The 17,972-nt window shown below is 66.8% G+C and carries 17 protein-coding genes; 11 read left to right on the top strand and 6 right to left on the bottom strand.

Annotation, left to right across the window (positions count from 1 at the left end):
- Positions 1-228: 228 nt before the first annotated feature.
- From ABT004_RS14415 to ABT004_RS14405, 3 genes are read right to left on the bottom strand one after another with little or no spacing between them, the layout of a single operon-like run.
- Complete coding sequence (locus tag ABT004_RS14415) at positions 229-414, bottom strand: tautomerase family protein (protein ID WP_351335785.1); 186 nt, start codon at positions 412-414, stop codon at positions 229-231.
- 40 nt (positions 415-454) lie between these two features.
- A complete protein-coding gene (locus tag ABT004_RS14410; RefSeq protein WP_351335782.1) occupies positions 455-1,261 on the bottom strand; it encodes an IclR family transcriptional regulator in 807 nt (268 codons plus the stop codon).
- A 59-nt stretch (positions 1,262-1,320) separates the two neighbouring features.
- On the bottom strand, positions 1,321-2,025 hold the full coding sequence (locus ABT004_RS14405; protein WP_351335779.1) for a cupin domain-containing protein: 705 nt from the start codon (positions 2,023-2,025) through the stop codon (positions 1,321-1,323).
- A gap of 182 nt (positions 2,026-2,207) precedes the next feature.
- On the opposite strand from ABT004_RS14405, the gene ABT004_RS14400 reads away from it, so the two are divergent.
- The 3 genes from ABT004_RS14400 (at position 2,208) to ABT004_RS14390 (ending at position 5,418) form a co-directional block, all read left to right on the top strand.
- A complete protein-coding gene (locus tag ABT004_RS14400; RefSeq protein ID WP_351335776.1) occupies positions 2,208-3,506 on the top strand; it encodes an MFS transporter in 1,299 nt (432 codons plus the stop codon).
- A gap of 56 nt (positions 3,507-3,562) precedes the next feature.
- Positions 3,563-4,345, top strand: coding sequence for a 2-keto-4-pentenoate hydratase (locus tag ABT004_RS14395; RefSeq protein ID WP_351335773.1), 783 nt, complete (start codon positions 3,563-3,565; stop codon positions 4,343-4,345).
- A 113-nt stretch (positions 4,346-4,458) separates the two neighbouring features.
- A complete protein-coding gene (locus ABT004_RS14390) occupies positions 4,459-5,418 on the top strand; it encodes a TAXI family TRAP transporter solute-binding subunit (protein WP_351335771.1) in 960 nt (319 codons plus the stop codon).
- A gap of 18 nt (positions 5,419-5,436) precedes the next feature.
- Here ABT004_RS14390 and ABT004_RS14385 read toward each other — a convergent pair whose 3' ends face one another.
- Genes ABT004_RS14385 through ABT004_RS14375 form a run of 3 tightly spaced genes read right to left on the bottom strand, consistent with a single transcriptional unit; the run spans position 5,437 to position 8,823 of the window.
- Positions 5,437-6,810: a sensor histidine kinase gene (locus ABT004_RS14385; protein ID WP_351335768.1), complete on the bottom strand. Its 1,374-nt coding sequence runs from the start codon at positions 6,808-6,810 to the stop codon at positions 5,437-5,439.
- Positions 6,810-7,487 (bottom strand): response regulator transcription factor, encoded by a 678-nt coding sequence (locus tag ABT004_RS14380; RefSeq protein WP_351335765.1) that lies wholly within the window; start codon positions 7,485-7,487, stop codon positions 6,810-6,812. Before ABT004_RS14380 ends, ABT004_RS14385 begins: the two co-directional genes overlap by 1 nt.
- A gap of 10 nt (positions 7,488-7,497) precedes the next feature.
- Complete coding sequence (locus tag ABT004_RS14375; RefSeq protein WP_351335763.1) at positions 7,498-8,823, bottom strand: MFS transporter; 1,326 nt, start codon at positions 8,821-8,823, stop codon at positions 7,498-7,500.
- A gap of 289 nt (positions 8,824-9,112) precedes the next feature.
- On the opposite strand from ABT004_RS14375, the gene ABT004_RS14370 reads away from it, so the two are divergent.
- From ABT004_RS14370 to ABT004_RS14335, 8 genes are all read left to right on the top strand, one after another.
- A complete protein-coding gene (locus ABT004_RS14370; RefSeq protein ID WP_351335761.1) occupies positions 9,113-10,852 on the top strand; it encodes a tannase/feruloyl esterase family alpha/beta hydrolase in 1,740 nt (579 codons plus the stop codon).
- 370 nt (positions 10,853-11,222) lie between these two features.
- Entirely contained in the window at positions 11,223-11,723 is a 501-nt protein-coding gene (locus ABT004_RS14365) for a flavin reductase family protein (protein ID WP_351335758.1), read from the top strand.
- A gap of 145 nt (positions 11,724-11,868) precedes the next feature.
- On the top strand, positions 11,869-12,009 hold the full coding sequence (locus ABT004_RS14360; RefSeq protein WP_351335755.1) for a hypothetical protein: 141 nt from the start codon (positions 11,869-11,871) through the stop codon (positions 12,007-12,009).
- Between the two features lie 90 nt (positions 12,010-12,099).
- A complete protein-coding gene (locus tag ABT004_RS14355; protein WP_351335752.1) occupies positions 12,100-13,179 on the top strand; it encodes an LLM class flavin-dependent oxidoreductase in 1,080 nt (359 codons plus the stop codon).
- A gap of 35 nt (positions 13,180-13,214) precedes the next feature.
- Positions 13,215-14,672, top strand: a complete 1,458-nt coding sequence (locus tag ABT004_RS14350; RefSeq protein ID WP_351335750.1) for a benzaldehyde dehydrogenase — start codon at positions 13,215-13,217, stop codon at positions 14,670-14,672.
- Positions 14,673-14,791: 119 nt separating this feature from the next.
- Complete coding sequence (locus ABT004_RS14345) at positions 14,792-16,117, top strand: MFS transporter (protein ID WP_351335748.1); 1,326 nt, start codon at positions 14,792-14,794, stop codon at positions 16,115-16,117.
- Between the two features lie 38 nt (positions 16,118-16,155).
- Positions 16,156-17,040, top strand: a complete 885-nt coding sequence (locus tag ABT004_RS14340; protein ID WP_351335745.1) for a LysR family transcriptional regulator — start codon at positions 16,156-16,158, stop codon at positions 17,038-17,040.
- A gap of 103 nt (positions 17,041-17,143) precedes the next feature.
- Positions 17,144-17,953, top strand: coding sequence for an IclR family transcriptional regulator (locus ABT004_RS14335; RefSeq protein WP_351335742.1), 810 nt, complete (start codon positions 17,144-17,146; stop codon positions 17,951-17,953).
- Positions 17,954-17,972: the final 19 nt, after the last annotated feature.

Genomic DNA, 17,972 nt, shown 5'->3' with positions numbered 1-17,972 from the left:
TCCTGTGAAAAGTGCCTGATGTACGGCAACTTCCTTGTAGGTGCGCCTCGACGGCGTTACGTTCCCGGCTGTTGTTGTAGAACAATAGCCGGGCTGCGGGCGCTCCTGTGCCGCGACGCGGTGAAGGGTGTTGACACCTGTCGCGCCCGCATCAGAAGTGGTGCGAGCGTGACAGGTGTGAGAGGAGGGAGGGGGCCGCCGGCAGGGCGGCAGGAGGTTCCCGTCGGGTCAGGTGTCGCTCTTGAGGCGGTCGCCGACGGCGAAGTGGTTGGGTTCGGTCTGCTGGACCGCCACTCGGACGCTCTCCAGGGGCGCGTCCAGGGTGCGGGACACGGTCCGGGCAACCTCCCGGACGCACTCTTCGATCTTCTCGTCCTCGCGTCCCCGGACCAGGGTGATCTGGACGATGGGCATCGTCTCTCCTCGTTGTCTTCGGTGCGGTTGCGGTACGCGCTCAGGCCTGCTGCCGGTAGCCGAACTCGCGGGAGACCTCCTTGGCGGCGGCGGTGAGCGCGGCGACCATCTCGGGTGGCGGAGGGTCGGGCAGGTAGTGGATGGAGGCGACGATGGCGAGGGTGCCGGTGATCACCCCGGTCGGCAGGAACAGGGGCGCGGCCACGCAGTTGACGCCGCGATAGGTCTCCTCCGGGGCCGCGGCCCAGCCGTGCCGACGCACCTGCTCCACCTGCCGCCACAGCTCGTCGTGGTCCAGGACTGTGCTCGGCGTACGCTGCTCGTCCAGCAGCCCGGACCACTCCCGCAGCTGCTCCTCCGAGGCGTAGGCCAGTGCCGTCTTGCCCTGCGCGCTGCTGTTGTAGCCGAACTGGGTGCCGCGGCTGAGTACCACGTCGATCGGGGAGCCACCGGGCAGTACTTCGGTCACCGTGACGCCCTGGTCGGTGAGTTGGGAGAGCACGACGGTCTGCGAGACCTGGTCTCGCAGCCGTCGCATCACCGGCCGGGCCAGCGAGACGAGTTGGGCACGGTCCTCGATGTGCCGGCCGAGGAGTACCAGCCGCCAGCCGGGCTCGTAGCGGCGGGTTTCGGGGTCCTGGGAGAGGAAGCCGGACTGCCGAAGGCTGGTCACATGCCGGTGCACCCGGGCCTTGGGCAGTCCCAGGGCGGTGGCCAGCTCGGTGACTCCCCAGGAGCCGTTGCCCTGGAGCACCTTCTCCAGAAGGAGCAGCGGCAGCGTGGTGGGCGAGGGCGCCTCGGCGGGTGCCTGTTCTCCGCTCAACTCGATGATTTCCCTGTCTCTCACGACCACGCAGGTCTCTCGGCTCGCGCCTGTCTCTCAGTCCGCGCTGACTGTGATCGTAGCTACCCGGCCATGGCACCGGTGCCTGTGCCCGTGCCTGACAGGGTGCGCTCGGCGAGCACCCGGTACTTCTGGGTGTTGGGCTTGGCGCGGTCCTCCGGCTGGACGATCCGGATGGAGCTCACGCCCTTGTTCTGCTTGGGCAGCAGGAAGCAGCGGACGAAAGTGGTGGACTCCCGCTCGGTGGTGGGGGCGAGCACCGGGAGCACGCCCTTCTCCGCCCAGGCCTGGCCGGGCAGGTAGTCCCGGCTGGTTCCCTCGGTCTCGATGGTGATTTCGCCGTCCAGAACGATCCGGATGCCCGGCCCCTGGTGGAGATGAGTCAGTGCCACCCCGCCCGGGGGGAAGGTGACGGTGTCGCAGCGCATCAGCCACGTATACCGGTCGTCCAGCTCGAAGTCGGCCCGCAGCTTGAGTTCGCTGGTTGTCTCCGGCGCCGAGCGGAAGCGGTGGCGCTGTTCGTCCGCGTCCGGCTCGGCGGCCAGTTCCCAACGCCACAGCACGGTGTCCTGGTCCCCGGCGGCGAGGGTGAGTTCCTGGCCGGCGACCTCGGCGGCGCGCTGCCAGAGGAAGCGGCTGCCCGCGTCGTCCACCACGTCCACGGAACCGGTGCGGACGTATATCGCTCGGTCTCCGGCGGGCAAGTACACGGGCCGGGCCTGGGCGGGCAGCGTGTCCTCGAACAGCAGGAGGGTTCGCTTGGGCATCTGGGCCTCCACTACTTATGCGTCTTGGTCAGCAAGACGATCGTATCGATAGATGTTATCGACGAGGCCATCATGCTACCTTCGTGTCGCAGAGAAAAACACTGGTATCGCTCACCAATACAGCCTTGATGTGTGGACGCGGGACGCTTCGCCATCGAAGGCAGTGACTCGAAGGAGTGGATGTGGCCGCAGGCAATGGAGTCGGCGCCATAGCGGACAGCGGGCGCTGGTACAGAAACGCGAGCAAGGCGCAGTGGCGCTCGTTCTGGGCCGCCTATATGGGCTGGATGCTCGACATCATGGACCTGATGATCTTCTCGATGGTCATCACGTACATCGTTCAGGACTTCCACACGAATCAGGGCGTCACCGGGCTGATCGCCTCGTTCACGCTGGTCGCCTCGGCCTTCGGCGGGATGGTCTTCGGCTACCTCGCGGACCGGTTCGGCCGGACCAAGGCGATGGTGGGCAGCATCCTCTGCTACTCGGTCGGCACCCTGCTGTGCGGGCTGACGACCGGGGTGGCGACGCTGATGATCGCCCGGCTGATCGTCGGCCTCGGCATCGGAGGCGAGTGGGGAGCGGGCACCGCCCTGCTCTCCGAGACATGGCCGGCCCGGCACCGGGACAAGGTGATCGCCTGGGTGCAGAGCGCCTTCGCCACCGGCTACGCACTGGCCGCGGTGGTCACCCTGGCAGTGGTGCCGGCACTGGGCTGGCGCTGGGCCTTCTTCGTCGGGGTCCTGCCCGCGGCGCTGGCCTTCTGGATCCGGCGGGGCACCGAGGAGCCCAAGGAGTGGCTGGAATCCGGTGAGCGGCTCAGCTTCGGGCAGTCGGTGCGGCGCCTCTTCGTCGACCACCGGCGGCCGGTCGTCGCCTGCATGCTCTTCACCACGCTGGCCATGTTCGGCTACTGGGGCCTGTTCACCTGGATCCCCAACTACCTGTCCACACCAGCCGCCGACGGTGGCCGGGGCATGGACATCCTCGCCTCCACCACCTGGATCGTCATCATGCAGGTCGGGGCCGGTGTCGGCTTCGTCTCCTTCGGGTATGTCGCGGACCGGATCGGCCGGCGCAACGCCTTCATTCTCTACTTCGTACTGGCCGCGATCTGCGTGCCGATCTTCTTCCTCATCACCAACCAGATCGCGATGCTCGTGTTCGGGGCGGTGATGGCGCTCTTCGGCACCGGCTTCTACTCCGGCTTCGGACCCACCTTCGCCCAGCTCTTCCCTACCGAAGTACGAGCCTTCGCGCAGGGCTTCATCTACAACGCGGGGCGTGCCATCAGCGCGCTGGCGCCCGCAGTGGTCGGCTTCCTCGCCGAATCCTCCGGGCCCGCGCTGGCCATGACGGGTACCGCGATCTTCTATGTGCTGGCCGCGGTGGTGGTCTTCTTCTACCTGCCCCGGGCCCGCCGCTCCGCCGAGGCCCGCGGAGGCGACATCGAGCCGCCCGTCACCAGCCCGGCGCACTGACCCCGCAGCGACGCAGGGCCCCAATCCGTAGTTGACGCACCCTCAGGAGAATCCCCATGTCCACGTGGACCACCGAGACCGTTGCCCGAGACCTGTTCCGTGCGGAGCGAGAACGCCAGGACCGGGAGCCCTTCACCGACGAGTGGGCCGACTTCTCGGTCGCCGAGGCCTATGCGACCCAGGACCGACTGATAGAGCTGAAGCAGGAGGCCGGCGAGCACGTCATCGGAGTGAAGCTCGGACTCACCTCCCGCGCCAAGCAGCAGCGGATGGGCATCTCCTCCCCGCTCACCGCCTGGATCACCGACGCGATGGTGCTGCCTCAGGGCGCCCCGGTGCCGGTGGGTGAACTGATCCACCCGCGGATCGAACCGGAGATCGTGTTCGTGATGGGGGAGCGGCTCTCCGGACCCGGCGTCACAGGAGCCACCGCGCTCGCCGCGGTCCGCTCGGTGCACGCTGGATTCGAGGTCATCGACTCCCGCTACCGGGACTTCCGCTTCCAACTCCCGGATGTGGTCGCGGACAACGCCTCCTCCGCACGCCTGCTGGTCAACCCCGAGGGTCTGCCGCCGAGCGAACTCGACCTGGCCCTGGAAGGCTGCGTCCTGCGAGTGGACGGCGAGGTGGTGGACACCGCCACCGGCGCGGCCGTCCAGGGACATCCCGCTGAGGCGCTGGCCCTCGCCGCCAACGCACTGGCCGAGCGCGGCCTCGCCATCGAGCCGGGCTGGCTGGTTCTCACCGGTGGCATCACCGACGCCGTCCCGGTCCGCCCGGGCACCCACACCCAGGCATCCTTCAGCAAGCTCGGCTCAGTGATCGCCTTCGGGCGCTGACCCCAGTTGGCTTGCTCCCGTTCGTGGCCACCTCACGAGGACCGGGACGTCGGAGCCCGAGGAGAAGGTGTCCGGTGGCCGACCGGCAGCGGACAGGATCGTAGGATCACCGTGTGCCTGCCCGTCGCCAGTTGCCCCGCCGCGCCCTGCTCGCGCTCGGGGCCGCGGCGACCGCCGCGCTCCCGGACACGGGGCCTGTCGGGAGACCGGTGCATCGGCTGGTCCTGGCCACGGGGCTTGCGGGAGCGCCGTACGGGATCTTCGGCCGGCGGCTGGCCCGCGAGATCAACCGGCGGGCGCCGTCCGTGGCGCTCCGCGCGGTCAATACCTCCGCGAGCATCTACAACGCCCGGCTTCTCGGCTCCGGTGACGTGGACCTCGGTCTCGTACTGGGGGACAGCGCGGCCGACGCGTACGAGGGGGCCGGGACCTTCCCCCGTCCCGAACCGGTCAGTGCGCTGGCGCGGATCTACCTCAACTACACGCATCTGGTGACTCGTTCGGCCTCCGGAATCGACCGAGTGGAGGATCTCGCCGGTCTACGTGTGTCGGTCGGGGCCGAGGAATCGGGCACGGTCACCGTCGGCACGCGGGTGCTGGCCGCCGCCGGCCTCGACGGCCGGGTGCGGCTGCGCCACCTCGGGATCGATGCCTCGGCCCGTGCCTTGGAGCGGCGCGAGATCGACGCGTTCTTCGCCTCCAGCGCCGTTCCGGCACAGGGGGTCGACGTGCTGGCCGCGAAGGAACACATCACGCTCATCCCACTGGACGGGTACGCCAAGGCGGTGCGCGCCCGGCACGGACCGGTGTACGTCCAGGTGTCGATCCCCGCGGGCACGTACGCGCAGACATCCGAGGTGCCGACGGTCGGAGTGCCCACGTACCTGATGGCCCGCTCCGCGTTGTCGGCCGAGGCGGCGTACGAGGTGACCCGTGCGATGTTCGCGGCCCGGCAGACACTGCGGGGCCCGGAGGTGCCGGGCACCTACCTGGACGAGCGGTATGCCATCGGGACGGGGCCGGTGCCGCTGCATCCCGGTGCGGTGCGGTACTACCGCAGTGTCTACGGCTGAGCGCGGTGTGCGTAGTGGTCAGCGGGGGGCGGGTAGCCGGAACTCCACCAGCAGCCCGTGTGGTTGTGCCGCCCGAAGGTCCAGCGTGCCACCCACCGCGCGCGCCAGTTCGTCGGCGATGGCGAGGCCGAGGCCGCTGCCGTCGATCGTGGTGTGCCGGGGAGAACGCCAGAAGCGGTCACGGGCGAAGGCGAGTTCCTGCTGGGCCAGGCCGGGGCCGTCGTCCGCGATCCGCAGCACCGTGGTGGCGTCCCGAGCGGAGCCACGGGTGAGCGTGACCGTGATGTGCCCGTCGGGGCGGAGGAACTTGACCGCGTTGTCCACCGCGATGTCCGTGATGCGGCCGAGGGTATCGGGCGGACAGCGCACTACGAGGGACTCGGGCACGACGGTGCGCAGGTGCAGGCCGACGGCGTCGGTCACCTCCTGCCACACCCGTAGCCGCGCGGTGAGTTCGGCGGCCACGTCCATCGGCCGGGCATGGGCAGAGGAACCGGCCTCGATGCGGCCGAGGGTGAGAAGATCTTCCAGCAGTGTTCCGATGCGGTCGAGTTCCTCCATCGTCTCCCCGTAGCGGCCAACGCCGCTGTCCGTCACGTGCGGGCGCAGATTCTCAAGGCGGAGCGAGAGCACCGTGAGCGGGGTGCGCATCTCGTGCGACGCGTCGGAGACGAACGACCGCTGCCGCTCAAGTGAGGCCGATACGGCGTCGGCCATGGAGTTGAACCGCTGTTCCAGGCGCCGTAGTTCCGAAGGGCCGGTGCCCGTGGACGTGATCCGCGCGGTCATCGTGCCCTGGGCGATGGCCTCGGTGACCGCGTCGAGTTCGGCCACCGGGCGCAGAGTCCAGCGGGCCAGGCGCCGTGCGGCGTCCACCGCGACCACGAATGCCACCAGGGCGCATCCGGCCAGCGCGACCCACACCAGGAGCACATCGGAGCGCGCGGTGTCCGTCGGGACGGCGAGCAGGACCACGCCGAGCACCTGTGCGTCGCTGCCCACCGGTTCGGCGATCACCACCCGGTCCGGGCCCGGAGGTGTGACGAGCGGCAGGTGGCGCGTGGTCCGGCCGGCCAGGGCCCGGCGCAACTCCGCGCCGCTGCCGGGCATACCGCCGCCGGCGCGGACGAGCACGGTGGTGCTGCCGCGCCGTATCTCCGCGGAGGCGCCGTACAGATCGGCGTACCGTGCGACCTCTGCCTCAAGGACCTGGGAGTCGCTCTCCTGGATGGCCTGTTCGGCGAGGTCCGCGAGGCGGGTCGCGTCCGCGCGCCGGGCGAGAAGAAGTTCGGCGGTGCGTTCCTGCGCGTAGGCGAGTCCCAGGGGGAGGGACAGGGCGAGCAGGACACTGCCGATCAGCGCCAGGTAGGTGACGAGGAGCCGACGGCGCATCAGCCGCCCAGCCGATAGCCGACGCCGCGCAGGGTGCGGACCAGGTCGGGGCGGCCGGTCTTGGTGCGGATGCCCCAGATGTGCACGTCGAGGGAGCGGGAGGCGGCGAGGAAGGCGTCGCCCCACACCGTGTCCATGATCTCCTCGCGGCTGCGGACCACTCCGGGGGTGTCGGCGAGCAGGGCGAGCACGCCGAATTCACGGGCTGTCAGGGCGATCGGGTCTCCGGCCACGGTGACCTGGCGGGCCGAGAGATCGATGTGCACGTCGCCGACGTCCAGTGCCTGGGGCGCGGCGGCGGCGCCGTCGGACGGCGGCGGGGTGGCGCCGACGCGGCGCCGTACGGCGGTCATCCGGGCGAGCAGTTCCTTGATGCGGAAGGGTTTCGTGAGGTAGTCGTCGGCGCCGCAGCTCAGCCCTTGCAGCACGGTCCGTTCGTCGCCGCGCGCGGTCAGCACGATCACCGGCACGGCCGAGACCCGACGCAGCCGGCGGAGCATGTCCAGACCGTCCATGTCGGGCAGGCCGAGGTCGAGGAGGACGAAGTCGGCACGGTCCTTCAGACGCAGGCCCTCGTCGGCGCGCGAGGCGCGGTCGACGAGGTGACCGCGTTCGAAGAGGGCCGTGGCGAGGGCGGACGCGAGCCGTTCGTCGTCCTCGATCAGCAGTACGCGCATGGGGTTCACACTAGGCAGCGACCTGCGCCGCGGGTTGCCCGGACCGGCTGCCGGGGGAGAGGGAGACGTCCTTCGTCTCGCGCATGGTGAGGAAGACGATGAGGGAAACCGCCGCACATCCCGTCACGTACCAGTAGAAGCCGGACTCCATCCCGTTGTCCTTGAACCACAGCGCCACGTACTCGGCGGTTCCTCCGAACAGGGCGTTGCTCACCGCGTACGGCAGCGCGACGCCGAGGGCGCGTACACGGGCCGGGAACAGCTCGGCCTTCACCAGGGCGCTCATCGACGTGTATCCGGTGATGATCAGGAGTCCGGCCACCATCAACAGCAGCGCACTGCCGAAGGTCGAGACGTGCCCGAGCGCCGTCATCAGCGGCACGGTGAAGAGCATGGCGCCGATCCCGAAGGTGATCAGCAGCGGTCGGCGGCCGATCCGGTCCGAAAGGCCGCCCGCCAGCGGTTGCACGACGATGAAGACGACGATCGCGACAAAGCTGATCAGCGAGGCGTCGATGTTGCTCAAGCCGGCGGTGTTGTGCAGGTACTTGGTCATGTACGTCGAGTACGTGTAGTCGCACAGTGTGCCGCCCATGCTGAAGCCGACCACCAGGAGAACGGTGCGCCGTAGCTGCCACAGGGTCCGCAGAGCGCCGCGCTCCTCCTTCGACTGCGCCTCCTTCGTCTCTTCGTACGCGTCGGTCTCCACCAGGCTGCGGCGCAGGTAGAAGATGACCGCCGAGCCGAGCGCGCCGACCACGAACGGGATGCGCCAGCCCCAGGCGGACAGGGTTTCCTCGGACATGTTCTGCTGGAGCAGGATCTGCATGCTGAGACCGACCAGCTGGCCGAGCTTCATGGACACCATCTGGAAGCTGCAGAAGAAGCCCCGCCGGTCATCGGGCGCCGCCTCGGCCAGATAGGTCGCGCTGGCCGCGTACTCGCCGCCCACCGACAGTCCCTGAAGCAGCCGCCCCACCAGTAGGACGGCGGCGCCCCAGTAGCCGACCTGGGTGTAGGTCGGCGCGGTGGCGATGAGCAGGGCGCTGAGGGACATCAGCGTGACCGTCGTCGTGAGGGCGGCCTTGCGGCCCTTGCGGTCGCCGAGTCGGCCCAGCAGCCAGCCGCCGACGGGTCGCATGAAGAAGCCGACCGCGAAGATGCCCGCCGTGTTGAGGAGTTGAGCGGTCGCGTCCCCGTCGGGGAAGAAGGCGGACGCGAAGTACACGGAGAAGGTGGAGTAGACGAACCAGTCGTACCACTCGATCATGTTGCCGATCGAGCCGCCGACTATCGCTTTCCAGGGGCCCCGTGTTGCGGCCCGTGCGCCTGTCATGGACACAGCTGTCTCCTGTCTTTGGGGGAGTGGTGTGGTCGCGGCGATCCCGCATCACCGCAGGCCGCAGGCAGCCTCGCCGATCCCGCAGGGGGCATCCAGGGGTCGGCGCCGGATCTTACGTCGGCTTAAGACTTCGCCGTTGCGGCGCTGTGCCTGGTCGTAGAGGCGCACGGGGCCATCGGCAAAAGTGTTAACAATTACGTCGACACATCTTGCGCCCCTGGTTTCCACCGGGCTACGTTCCACCGGCCCCCCACCCGCAGCAGCACTCGAACGGAGCTCGTGTATGCATCAGCTGACCCGTTGGTGTCCCTGGAAGCCAGCCACACTCCTCGCCGTGCTCGCCGCGGCGATCGCCCTCGTCACCGCCGCGAGCACGGCCCTCGCGCACGCTGCGGACGACGCCCCGCGAACCTCCGCTTCGGCCGTCACGACGGCGGCAGAGACCGGCATCGCCCCGGCGATGGACTGCGCCGACGTCACCGGCCTCGACCTGGCAAGTGCCGTACCGGGCACACCTTTTGAGGTCACCTCAGCCACCAAGCTGGCTGCCGCAGACAACAAGCTCGGCGACTGGGACGCCTGCGTGGTCAAGGGTGTGATCGCCCCGCAGATCCACTTCGAGCTGCGGCTGCCCCAGACCGGCTGGCAGGCGAACTACCTTCAGCTGGGATGCGGCGGACTCTGCGGGAACGTCGACGCGGGCAACGCACCCGCCTCGGCCGGCTGTGCCCCGCTCACCCAGGGCGCGTTCGCCGTCGCCTCCAGCGACGAGGGGCACTACCAGGGCGGCGGCCTGTTCTCCACCGACCCGACCCTGCGCGCGGACTTCGGCTACAAGTCGGACCACGAACTCGCCTGGACAGCAAAGGTGTTGGTCAAGAAGTACTACGGGCAGCCCGCCACCCACTCGTACTTCGACGGCTGCTCGCAGGGCGGCCACCAGGCCCTCACCGAGGCCCAGCGCTACCCGACCGACTTCGACGGCATCATCGCCGGGGCACCGGCCAACAACTTCACCGCGCTCAACACCTTCTCGCACGCCTGGACCGCCCAGTCCGTCTACCTGAACGGCGGCCCCGCGACCATCACCACGGCCGACCTCGACCCACTGCACAAGGCGGTCCTCAAGGGCTGCGACGCCACCGACGGCCTCATCGCCGACCCGCTGGACTGCGACTGGGACCCGGCCGAACTCCGGTGCGCCCCCGGACAGACCTCCACGGCCGACGACTACTGCCTCACTGCCGACCAGGTCACCACGGTGCGCCGCATCTACGCCGGCCCAGCCGACGCCCACGGCAAGCTCCTCTACCCCGGTCACCAGCTGCGCGGCTCGGAACTGAACTGGGCGAACGTCATCGTCCCGGCCACGGCCACCGGCACCAGTGGTGACATCAACTTCGTCCGGGAGACGCTCCGTTACCAGGTCTTCGACAGTCCGCAGCCGACGCTGACGTACAAGGACGTGAAGTTCACGGCCGCCTACTACGACAAGATCATGAAGCCGAACGAGGGCATGTACGACGCCACCGACCCCGACCTCAAGGCGTTCAAGGCGGCCGGCGGCAAGCTCATCCTCTGGCACGGCCTCGGGGACCAGCACATCCCGGCCGTCGGCACGATGGCGTACTACAAGGCCGTGCAGAAGACGATGGGTGGCGAGTCGGCCACCAACTCCTTCGCCCGGCTCTTCCTGCTCCCCGGTGTCGCACACTGCGGCGGCGGCCAGGGCCCGGACTCCCTGGACGCACTGACGGCCGTCACCAAGTGGGTCACCAAGGGCCAGGCACCCGCAAGCCTCACCACCAAGTCCCTCGACAAGGACGGCAATACGACCGCTGAGCGCCCTGCCTACCCCTTCCCCTATGTGGCGAAGAAGACCACGGGCGACGACTACACCCCCGTACGGTCGCGGGCGGAAGCGAACCTCACCCTGAACTGGTTCGGCTCGTTCCGATCCGGCTACGAGACCGTCGGCAACTGGGTCGGCGGGAAGTGGGTGGTGTCGAAGGGTAAGGCCTGACGAGACCCGGCCGCGTACCGGCCGAACCTGGAAGTGCCGTCCTGCCGCAGGGCAGGACGGCGGGCCCCCGCGCAGCCGTGCGGGGGCCCGTTCCGGTTTCGAGCGGCATCAACGTCCTCGCCACCATCGGTGGAAACCGGCTCTCAACGTCTTCGAGATACCCGTCGAAGGGCGCCTGGACTCCGGGGAGAACTTCTCCGACAGATGCGCCGCAGCGTGGGTTGCATTCGACTGTTGTGGCAGCTCACAGGGGTTAAGGCAGAGCCATAAGTGCCTCTTATCGAGAGCATACGGAAAGCGACTTGGACTCGATCGGGCGGCAGCTTCTAGCTTGTGTCTCACAGCACATATCGAGCCGGAGGAGATCGACATGGCCACCTTGAATTCCTCACTTCACCCGATAGAACCCCATCGCATGCGCGCTGCCATGGCGAAGGTTCCGACCAGTGTCGCAGTCGTGGCCGGAGACCCGGATGGTCGGGCGGCGATCGTCGTTGGCTCCTTTGTGTCCGTTTCGCTGGAGCCTTCGCTGGCCGGATTCTTCGTGGACCGATCCTCGACCAGCTGGCCCAAACTACGGGCTGCTGAAATTCTCGGGATCAGTGTTCTTTCGTCCCGCCAGCATTTCATGTGCGACAAAATCGTGCGCAAGCACGAGGATCGATTCGATGAAGTGCATTGGACACATGGGCCGTTGGGGTCTCCGCTCCTTCCGGGAGCGGTCGCGCACATTGAGTGCCGAGTCGAACAGGTGTCATCGGCGGGAGACCACGAACTCGTCCTGGTCAGGGTGGTCGGCTTGTCCGAAGGCGAAATCGCGGACCCGCTGGTTTTCCACGATCGCGGGTACGCGGGCCTGGCCGCACGCTGATCCCCGACCGACGGGCCGCTCAGCTGTGCCGGCGCCCTCAACGACGCCTCATGGAGCGGGACATCGTGACCTGCGGTGGGGCCAGAGTCCGAACCAGGTCGCCGGCCGCTTGAAGCGGGAGTTCGAAGACGCCACCGTATCCGTCGTGGAAGGCGTCCTGTCGCCCGGCGGACAGACCCTCTCGCACGAGGCCGTCTACGCCTGGATCCAGTCCCCGCCCAAGGACGAACTAGCCTGCCACGGCACCCTGTTGCCCTCCGGGAGCACCCGGAGCGTGGCGCCCTGACTGTGCCGCCCCCACGACCCCTGGCCGTCGCCCGCCAACGGTGTCATCCGCCGTCACTCAAACTCCCTCCTATAGAAAGCAGGAGCACTCATGACAGTTGAATTCGGTTGGTTCATTCCCACAATGGGCGACACTGCCGCACACGGAGTGGCCGAGGCAGCCATCCCTCAGAGTATCGAACTGTTCACGAACGTTGCACAAACCGCGGAGGACGCAGGATTCGAATACATTCTCGTCCCCGTGCAGACCAACTGCTACGACGCCTACATCACTTGTGCCATGGTCGCGGCGAAGACGAAGAAGATCTCTCCTCTGCTGGCAGCCCGCGGAGGATTCATGGCACCGACACTGATGGCCAAGATGATCTCTACCTTCGATCAGCTCAGCCAGGGACGTGTTCGCATCAACCTCATCACCGGCGGCAGCTCTGTCGAGATGGCAGCTGATGGGATGTTCCATGACCATGACCAACGCTACGCGGTACTCACCGAATCGCTCGAGGTCATGAAGGAGGCGTGGACGGAAACCGAGCCGTTCGACGTCGATGGCACGTTCTTCAAGGCCAACGGTGTCAATGTCCTCCCCAAGCCGTACCAGACGCCATACCCGCCCCTGTATCTCGGCGGGCTCTCGCCGGCGGCGAAGGAGCTGTGCGCGAAGCACGCGGACGTGCATCTGTTCTGGGGCGACACTCCGGACAACATCGCCAAGCTGGTAGCAGAGATGGACGAGCGCGCCGCGGCCGAGGGGCGTTCCCTCCGGTACGGGATGCGCTTGCATGTCGTCGTGCGAGAGACCGAGGACGAGGCGTGGAATGCCGCGCACGCGATTATCGCCAACGCCGCTGACGGTCCCAGCGAGACCAGCGTCAAGTGGGACCAGTCCACGGCCAATCTTCGGATGAAGGAACTGGCAAAGGCAGAGAATCACCTGATCGCAGACCACTTGTGGAGCGGAATCGCCAGTGTTCGTGAGGGGTCGGGCGTGGCCATCGTGGGCAACCCGGAACAGGTGGCCGCCACAATTCGCGAGTTCATGGCGGCCGGGTGCTCAAGTTTCTGCCTGTCGGGTTACCCGCACGCCGAGGAAGCAGAGCGCTTCGGCCGGCTCGTGATGCCGCTCTTCGCCGATGAACTTGCCGAGCGTGGTGTGGAATTGGCAAGCGTCTGAGTCGGACGTCCCCCAACGTCATCGAGGAGATGTACATGTTGCTGTCCGATACTGCCGCTTGGGCAGGACAAATCTTCGTGGACGGTTGGTCTGTCGGAGGCGGTGGCACCCGCGACGTCGTCGAACCAGCCACGGGAAACCGGATTGCACGGTGCGGCAATGCGTCGGTGGAAGATGTCTTTCGTGCATCCACTTCCGCCGCCGAGGCGCAGCGGTCATGGGCCGCGTTGCCCCCGGAGCAACGAGCAGCGATCCTGCGCCGAGCCGGCTCGATCATCGAAGAGAACGCCGCGGAGATCGCGCAATGGATCATCCGCGAGAGCGGATCCGCTTCCGCCAAAGCAGAGCACGAGACACGCTCCGCGGCCGCGGAGTGTTTCGACGCCGCGGGACTGCCGAGCCATCCGGCAGGTGAGGTGCTGACGTCCAACGAGGACAGGTGGTCCTTCGCGCGTCGCCGGCCGGCCGGCGTGGTCAGTGTCATCGCCCCGTTCAACGTCCCGCTGCTACTGGCAATGCGATCAATCGCACCTGCACTTGCGCTGGGGAACAGCGTGCTGCTCAAACCGGATCCGCGAACCACGATGTGCGGCGGAGTGGTACTTCTGCGCGTCTTCGAAGAGGCAGGGCTGCCCGCGGGCCTGCTCCAGTTGCTGCCTGGGGGCGCAGATGTTGGAGCAGCGGTGGTCGAGGCGCCGGAGGTGCGCATCATCTCCTTCACCGGCTCGACACCGGCCGGCCGAAAGATCGGTGAGACCGCTGCCCGACTCCTCAAGCGCGCCCACCTCGAACTGGGGGGAAACAACGCGCTCGTGGTTCTGCCTGGAGCAGACGTTCCCAAGGCGGCGTCCGCGGGCGCCTTCGGAACGTTCAACCACCAGGGGCAGGTCTGTATGAGCACCGGCCGTCACATTGTTCATGAGTCGCTTTATGACGAGTATGTGACGGCGCTGGTCGAAAAGGCGGAGAAGCTGTCGGTCGGCGACCCTGCCGCTACGTCCGCCGACCTGGGTCCGATAATCGACGAAGGTCAGTTGTCTCGAATCGACGAGATCGTGCGACGTGCGGAGCGCGCAGGTGGACGAATCGCAACAGGCGGCACATTCGACGGATTGTTCTACGCGCCCACTGTGATGGTGGACATTACCCGGAACAATCCGGCCTGGCGCGAGGAGGTCTTTGGGCCGGTAGCCCCTGTCCTCACATTCTCCTCCCTCGATGAAGCCGTCGATCTCGTGAACGACAGTGAGTATGGGCTTTCGGTCGGAATCCTCGGCAACGTCGACGATGCCATGACCCTCGCCGACAGGATCGACTCCGGCAAGATTCACATCAACGAGCAAACGGTGAACGACGAGTCCAATGCACCGTTCGGCGGCACTCGCGCATCGGGGAATGGAGCCCGATTCGGCGGCGCGGGCGCGAACATCGAGGCATTCACCGAGACGCAATGGCTCACGATGCGGCCAACTACCGCCCCATACCCCTTCTGATGAACGGGAGTCCCCAGAGGGGCGTGTGGCCTGCATCCTCCGATGGGCGGCGCGGCGCACCGTATTGGCCAACCATGAGAATTCTCAAGTGCTGCACAGGCATATCTTAGGGAGGGTTGATGAGCGTTACGACCATCGATTCTGAGCCAACGAGTGATGTCTCCACGACCCGGCGGGTCGTGACAGCGGCCACGGTCGGCACTGTCGTCGAATACTTTGACTTCGCCGTATACGGCTACCTGTCGACGACCTTGGCTCTCGTGTTCTTCTCTCAGCGCGACTCCTCAACGGCACTGATGGGGACTCTCGCGACACTGGCCGTGGCGTTCGCGGTGCGACCGATCGGCGCGATCGTGTTCGGCCACGTCGGAGACCGATGGGGACGACGCACATCGTTGCTTTCCACTCTGCTGGTGATGACTGGCTCGACCGTCGCAATCGGTCTGCTTCCCGGCTACTCGAGTATCGGGGTCATGGCAACCGTCGGGCTTGTGCTACTGCGCTGCATCCAGGGGATGTCCGCCGGTGGCGAGATTGGAGCGGCGGTCTGCTTCGTGGGCGAACACGTCGAGCCGCGCCGACGGGGTTTCTACACCGGGTTCACTCAGCTCGGGGTGGTCATAGGAACACTCTTCGGCTCTGCGGCAGTTGCCGTCATCGCAGCCGTGGCGTCGGAACAGGCGACAGTTGATTGGGCGTGGCGGATACCCTTTCTGCTGGCCGTTCCGATGGGTACTATAGGAATCTATGTACGCCTTAAATTGGAAGAATCTCCCGATTTCAAGCGTGCGATTGCCTCAAAAGAGACTCCGCCCCTGCCTGTCAGGGGACTGCTTCAGAACCACCGCGGCGCGCTGCTTCGCACGATCGGCATTGCGACCACGAGCGTTGCGGGCTATTGGGTGGTATATGTCTACATGGCCGTCTACCTGCAGAAAAGCCTTGACTACAGTCTAGGTGTGGCCATGGGCTCGACCACGGTCTGTCTTTTGGTGTCGGCGGGAGCGATGCTCCTGTTCGGTAAGTTCACCGACCTCTTTGGCCGCCGTAGGACCTTCAACGCCTCCGCGATTGCCCTGTTCGTACTGGTTTGGCCGCTGATCAAGGTGATGCAAGTCGGCTCAATTCCGTTGGCGATAGCCGCTCACGCCTGCCTGGGTGTCCTCGCCGGCGGCCTCATGCCGGTCATCAGTGCGGCCATGCCTGAATCGTTCCCGACATCTGTCCGTGCCACGGGAATGGGGCTAGGGTTCAACATCGCGAACATCCTCGCCGGTGGAACTGCCCCGTATGTTATCGCCCAGTTGACGATGTGGTTTCCGGGTATCGACATCCCGGCTTTCTACGTCATGTTCTTCGCGGTGGTCGGTTTGATTGCGGCGCAATCCCTCCCGAGGACCGAGGGTCTCGCCTTTCGTGAGATCGATCGCCGGCTGTCCCTGTAGAGGGCGGTGTCACTGCGAAAACTTGAGGAGGCAGTTCCATGGAAGTCCGCCAGGCCAGCCACTTTCTGGCTATCGCAGATCATGGCACGATGGGGCGGGCTGCCGAACACCTACACCTCTCCCAACCCGCACTCTCACAGTCGCTTGTGGCTCTGGAGCGTGAAGTCAGCGCAGTATTGTTCGAGCGATTCACTCGAGGGATGAGATTGACCACTGCGGGTGAGGCGCTGCTGCAACCCGCCCGCAGGCTCGTGGACGCAGGCATACGTGCGAAAGCCGCGATTGACGGTATCAAGGACTCTCCAAGAGGGGAATTCCATATAGCCGCGATGCCCGCTCTCGCGGCCGTTCCCGTGTCTCAGTGGATCGCTCGGTTCCGGGAGCGGTACCCTAAACTTTCCGTACATTTCGGACCGTTCACCGGGGAAGAGCCCATCGAGCGTTTCCTTGATCGTGGCCCAGTGGAACTGGTGATCAGTCACTACGACAACGCGACCCCGAGTTCGATCCAAAAGTTCTCGGCAGGAATGCAGGGTATGGTGGTGGCGTTTCCGCCGAACATGGTGGTTCCTGACGCCCCTCTCATCACTATCGAGCAGCTCGCTCATTATCCGCTCATAGTCAGCCCCCCGAACACGTCCATGCGACGTGTGGTCGAGCGTGCATTCGCCGATGCGAATCAGGTCCTCACCGTGGCGGTCGAGACACAGCTGATGGATTCCTTCGCATCGCTGGTGGCGGCCGGTGCCGGCTGCGCTTTGCTGCCCCTGCAGATTGTCGAGACTCTCCACCGGCTGGGCGTTACTACCCGCCATCTCGACATCCCGATCACGCGGACCTATTCGTTGTTGTACCGAAAAGATCAACTCTCCTATGCGGGGCAGGAGTTTGCGCGAATGGTTCTGTCCGAAAACGGGAGTTGAACCGGCCCGTCCCCTGTAGCGGGTGTTCCCGGCGACGGTGATCCGCGAGGTCGGTTGAGGCCCGCTGTCTACCCGTGCAGTGTTTCCCGGTAGCATGTCCTGCATGACAGGACGTGAGTCGAGTGCCGTGCCCGCCGCCTCCTCCGGGCAGTACCGGGAGCGCAATTCCACCGCCGACAAGGCGCTGGACATCCTTGGGCTCTTCTCCGACGAGCGGCTGTCGTTGTCCGGCCAGGAGGTGGCGCAGGCGCTGGGCACCGCGCGGTCGACCGCGTACCGGTACCTGCAGAGTCTGGTGGCCGGCGGGTTTCTCGAGGAGGACCCGCGCGGCGGGTTCCGGTTGGGGATGCGGGTGCTGGAGCTGGCCCGCCTGGCCCGCAGGCGCTACGGGTTGTCCGAGATCGCGGTGCCGGTCATGGAGAAGCTGTGCGAGCAGGTGCAGGAGACCGTGCTGTTGACCCGCCGCTCGGGAACCAGGGCGATCTGTCTGGAGAAGTGCGAGGCCGGGCACGCGGTGCGCATCTCCTACGAGCGCGGCGGCGTTCTGCCGGTCAATGCCGGCGCCGCGGCGCTGGTGCTGCTGGCGTGGCTGCCGAAGGAGGAGGCGCGCCGACTGCTGGAGAGCGAGCCGCTGCAGCGCTTCACTGCCCGCACGCTCACGGATGTCGACGCGCTGCAGGCGCGATTGGCGACGATCCGCCGGGAAGGGCAGTGCGTGACCTGGAGCGAGTTGGACGAGGACGTGCTGGGCGTCGCGGCTCCTGTCTTCGACGCCTCGGGTTCGGTCGTCTCCGCCCTGAGCATCGCGGCACTGGAGCGGAGGGTGCCCGACAGCCGGCTGGAGGAGGTGGTGAGCGCGGTGCGTGAGGCGGCCGCGCAGGTCACCACGCAGCTGGAGCTGGCCACGGCCTGAGAAGCGCAGGTCTTCATTA

The sequence above is a fragment of the Streptomyces sp. NPDC002790 genome (assembly GCF_040295505.1).
GTDB lineage: Bacteria > Actinomycetota > Actinomycetes > Streptomycetales > Streptomycetaceae > Streptomyces.
The sequence above is the reverse complement of the archived record's forward strand: the minus strand, read 5'-3'. Positions and strand labels throughout refer to the sequence as shown.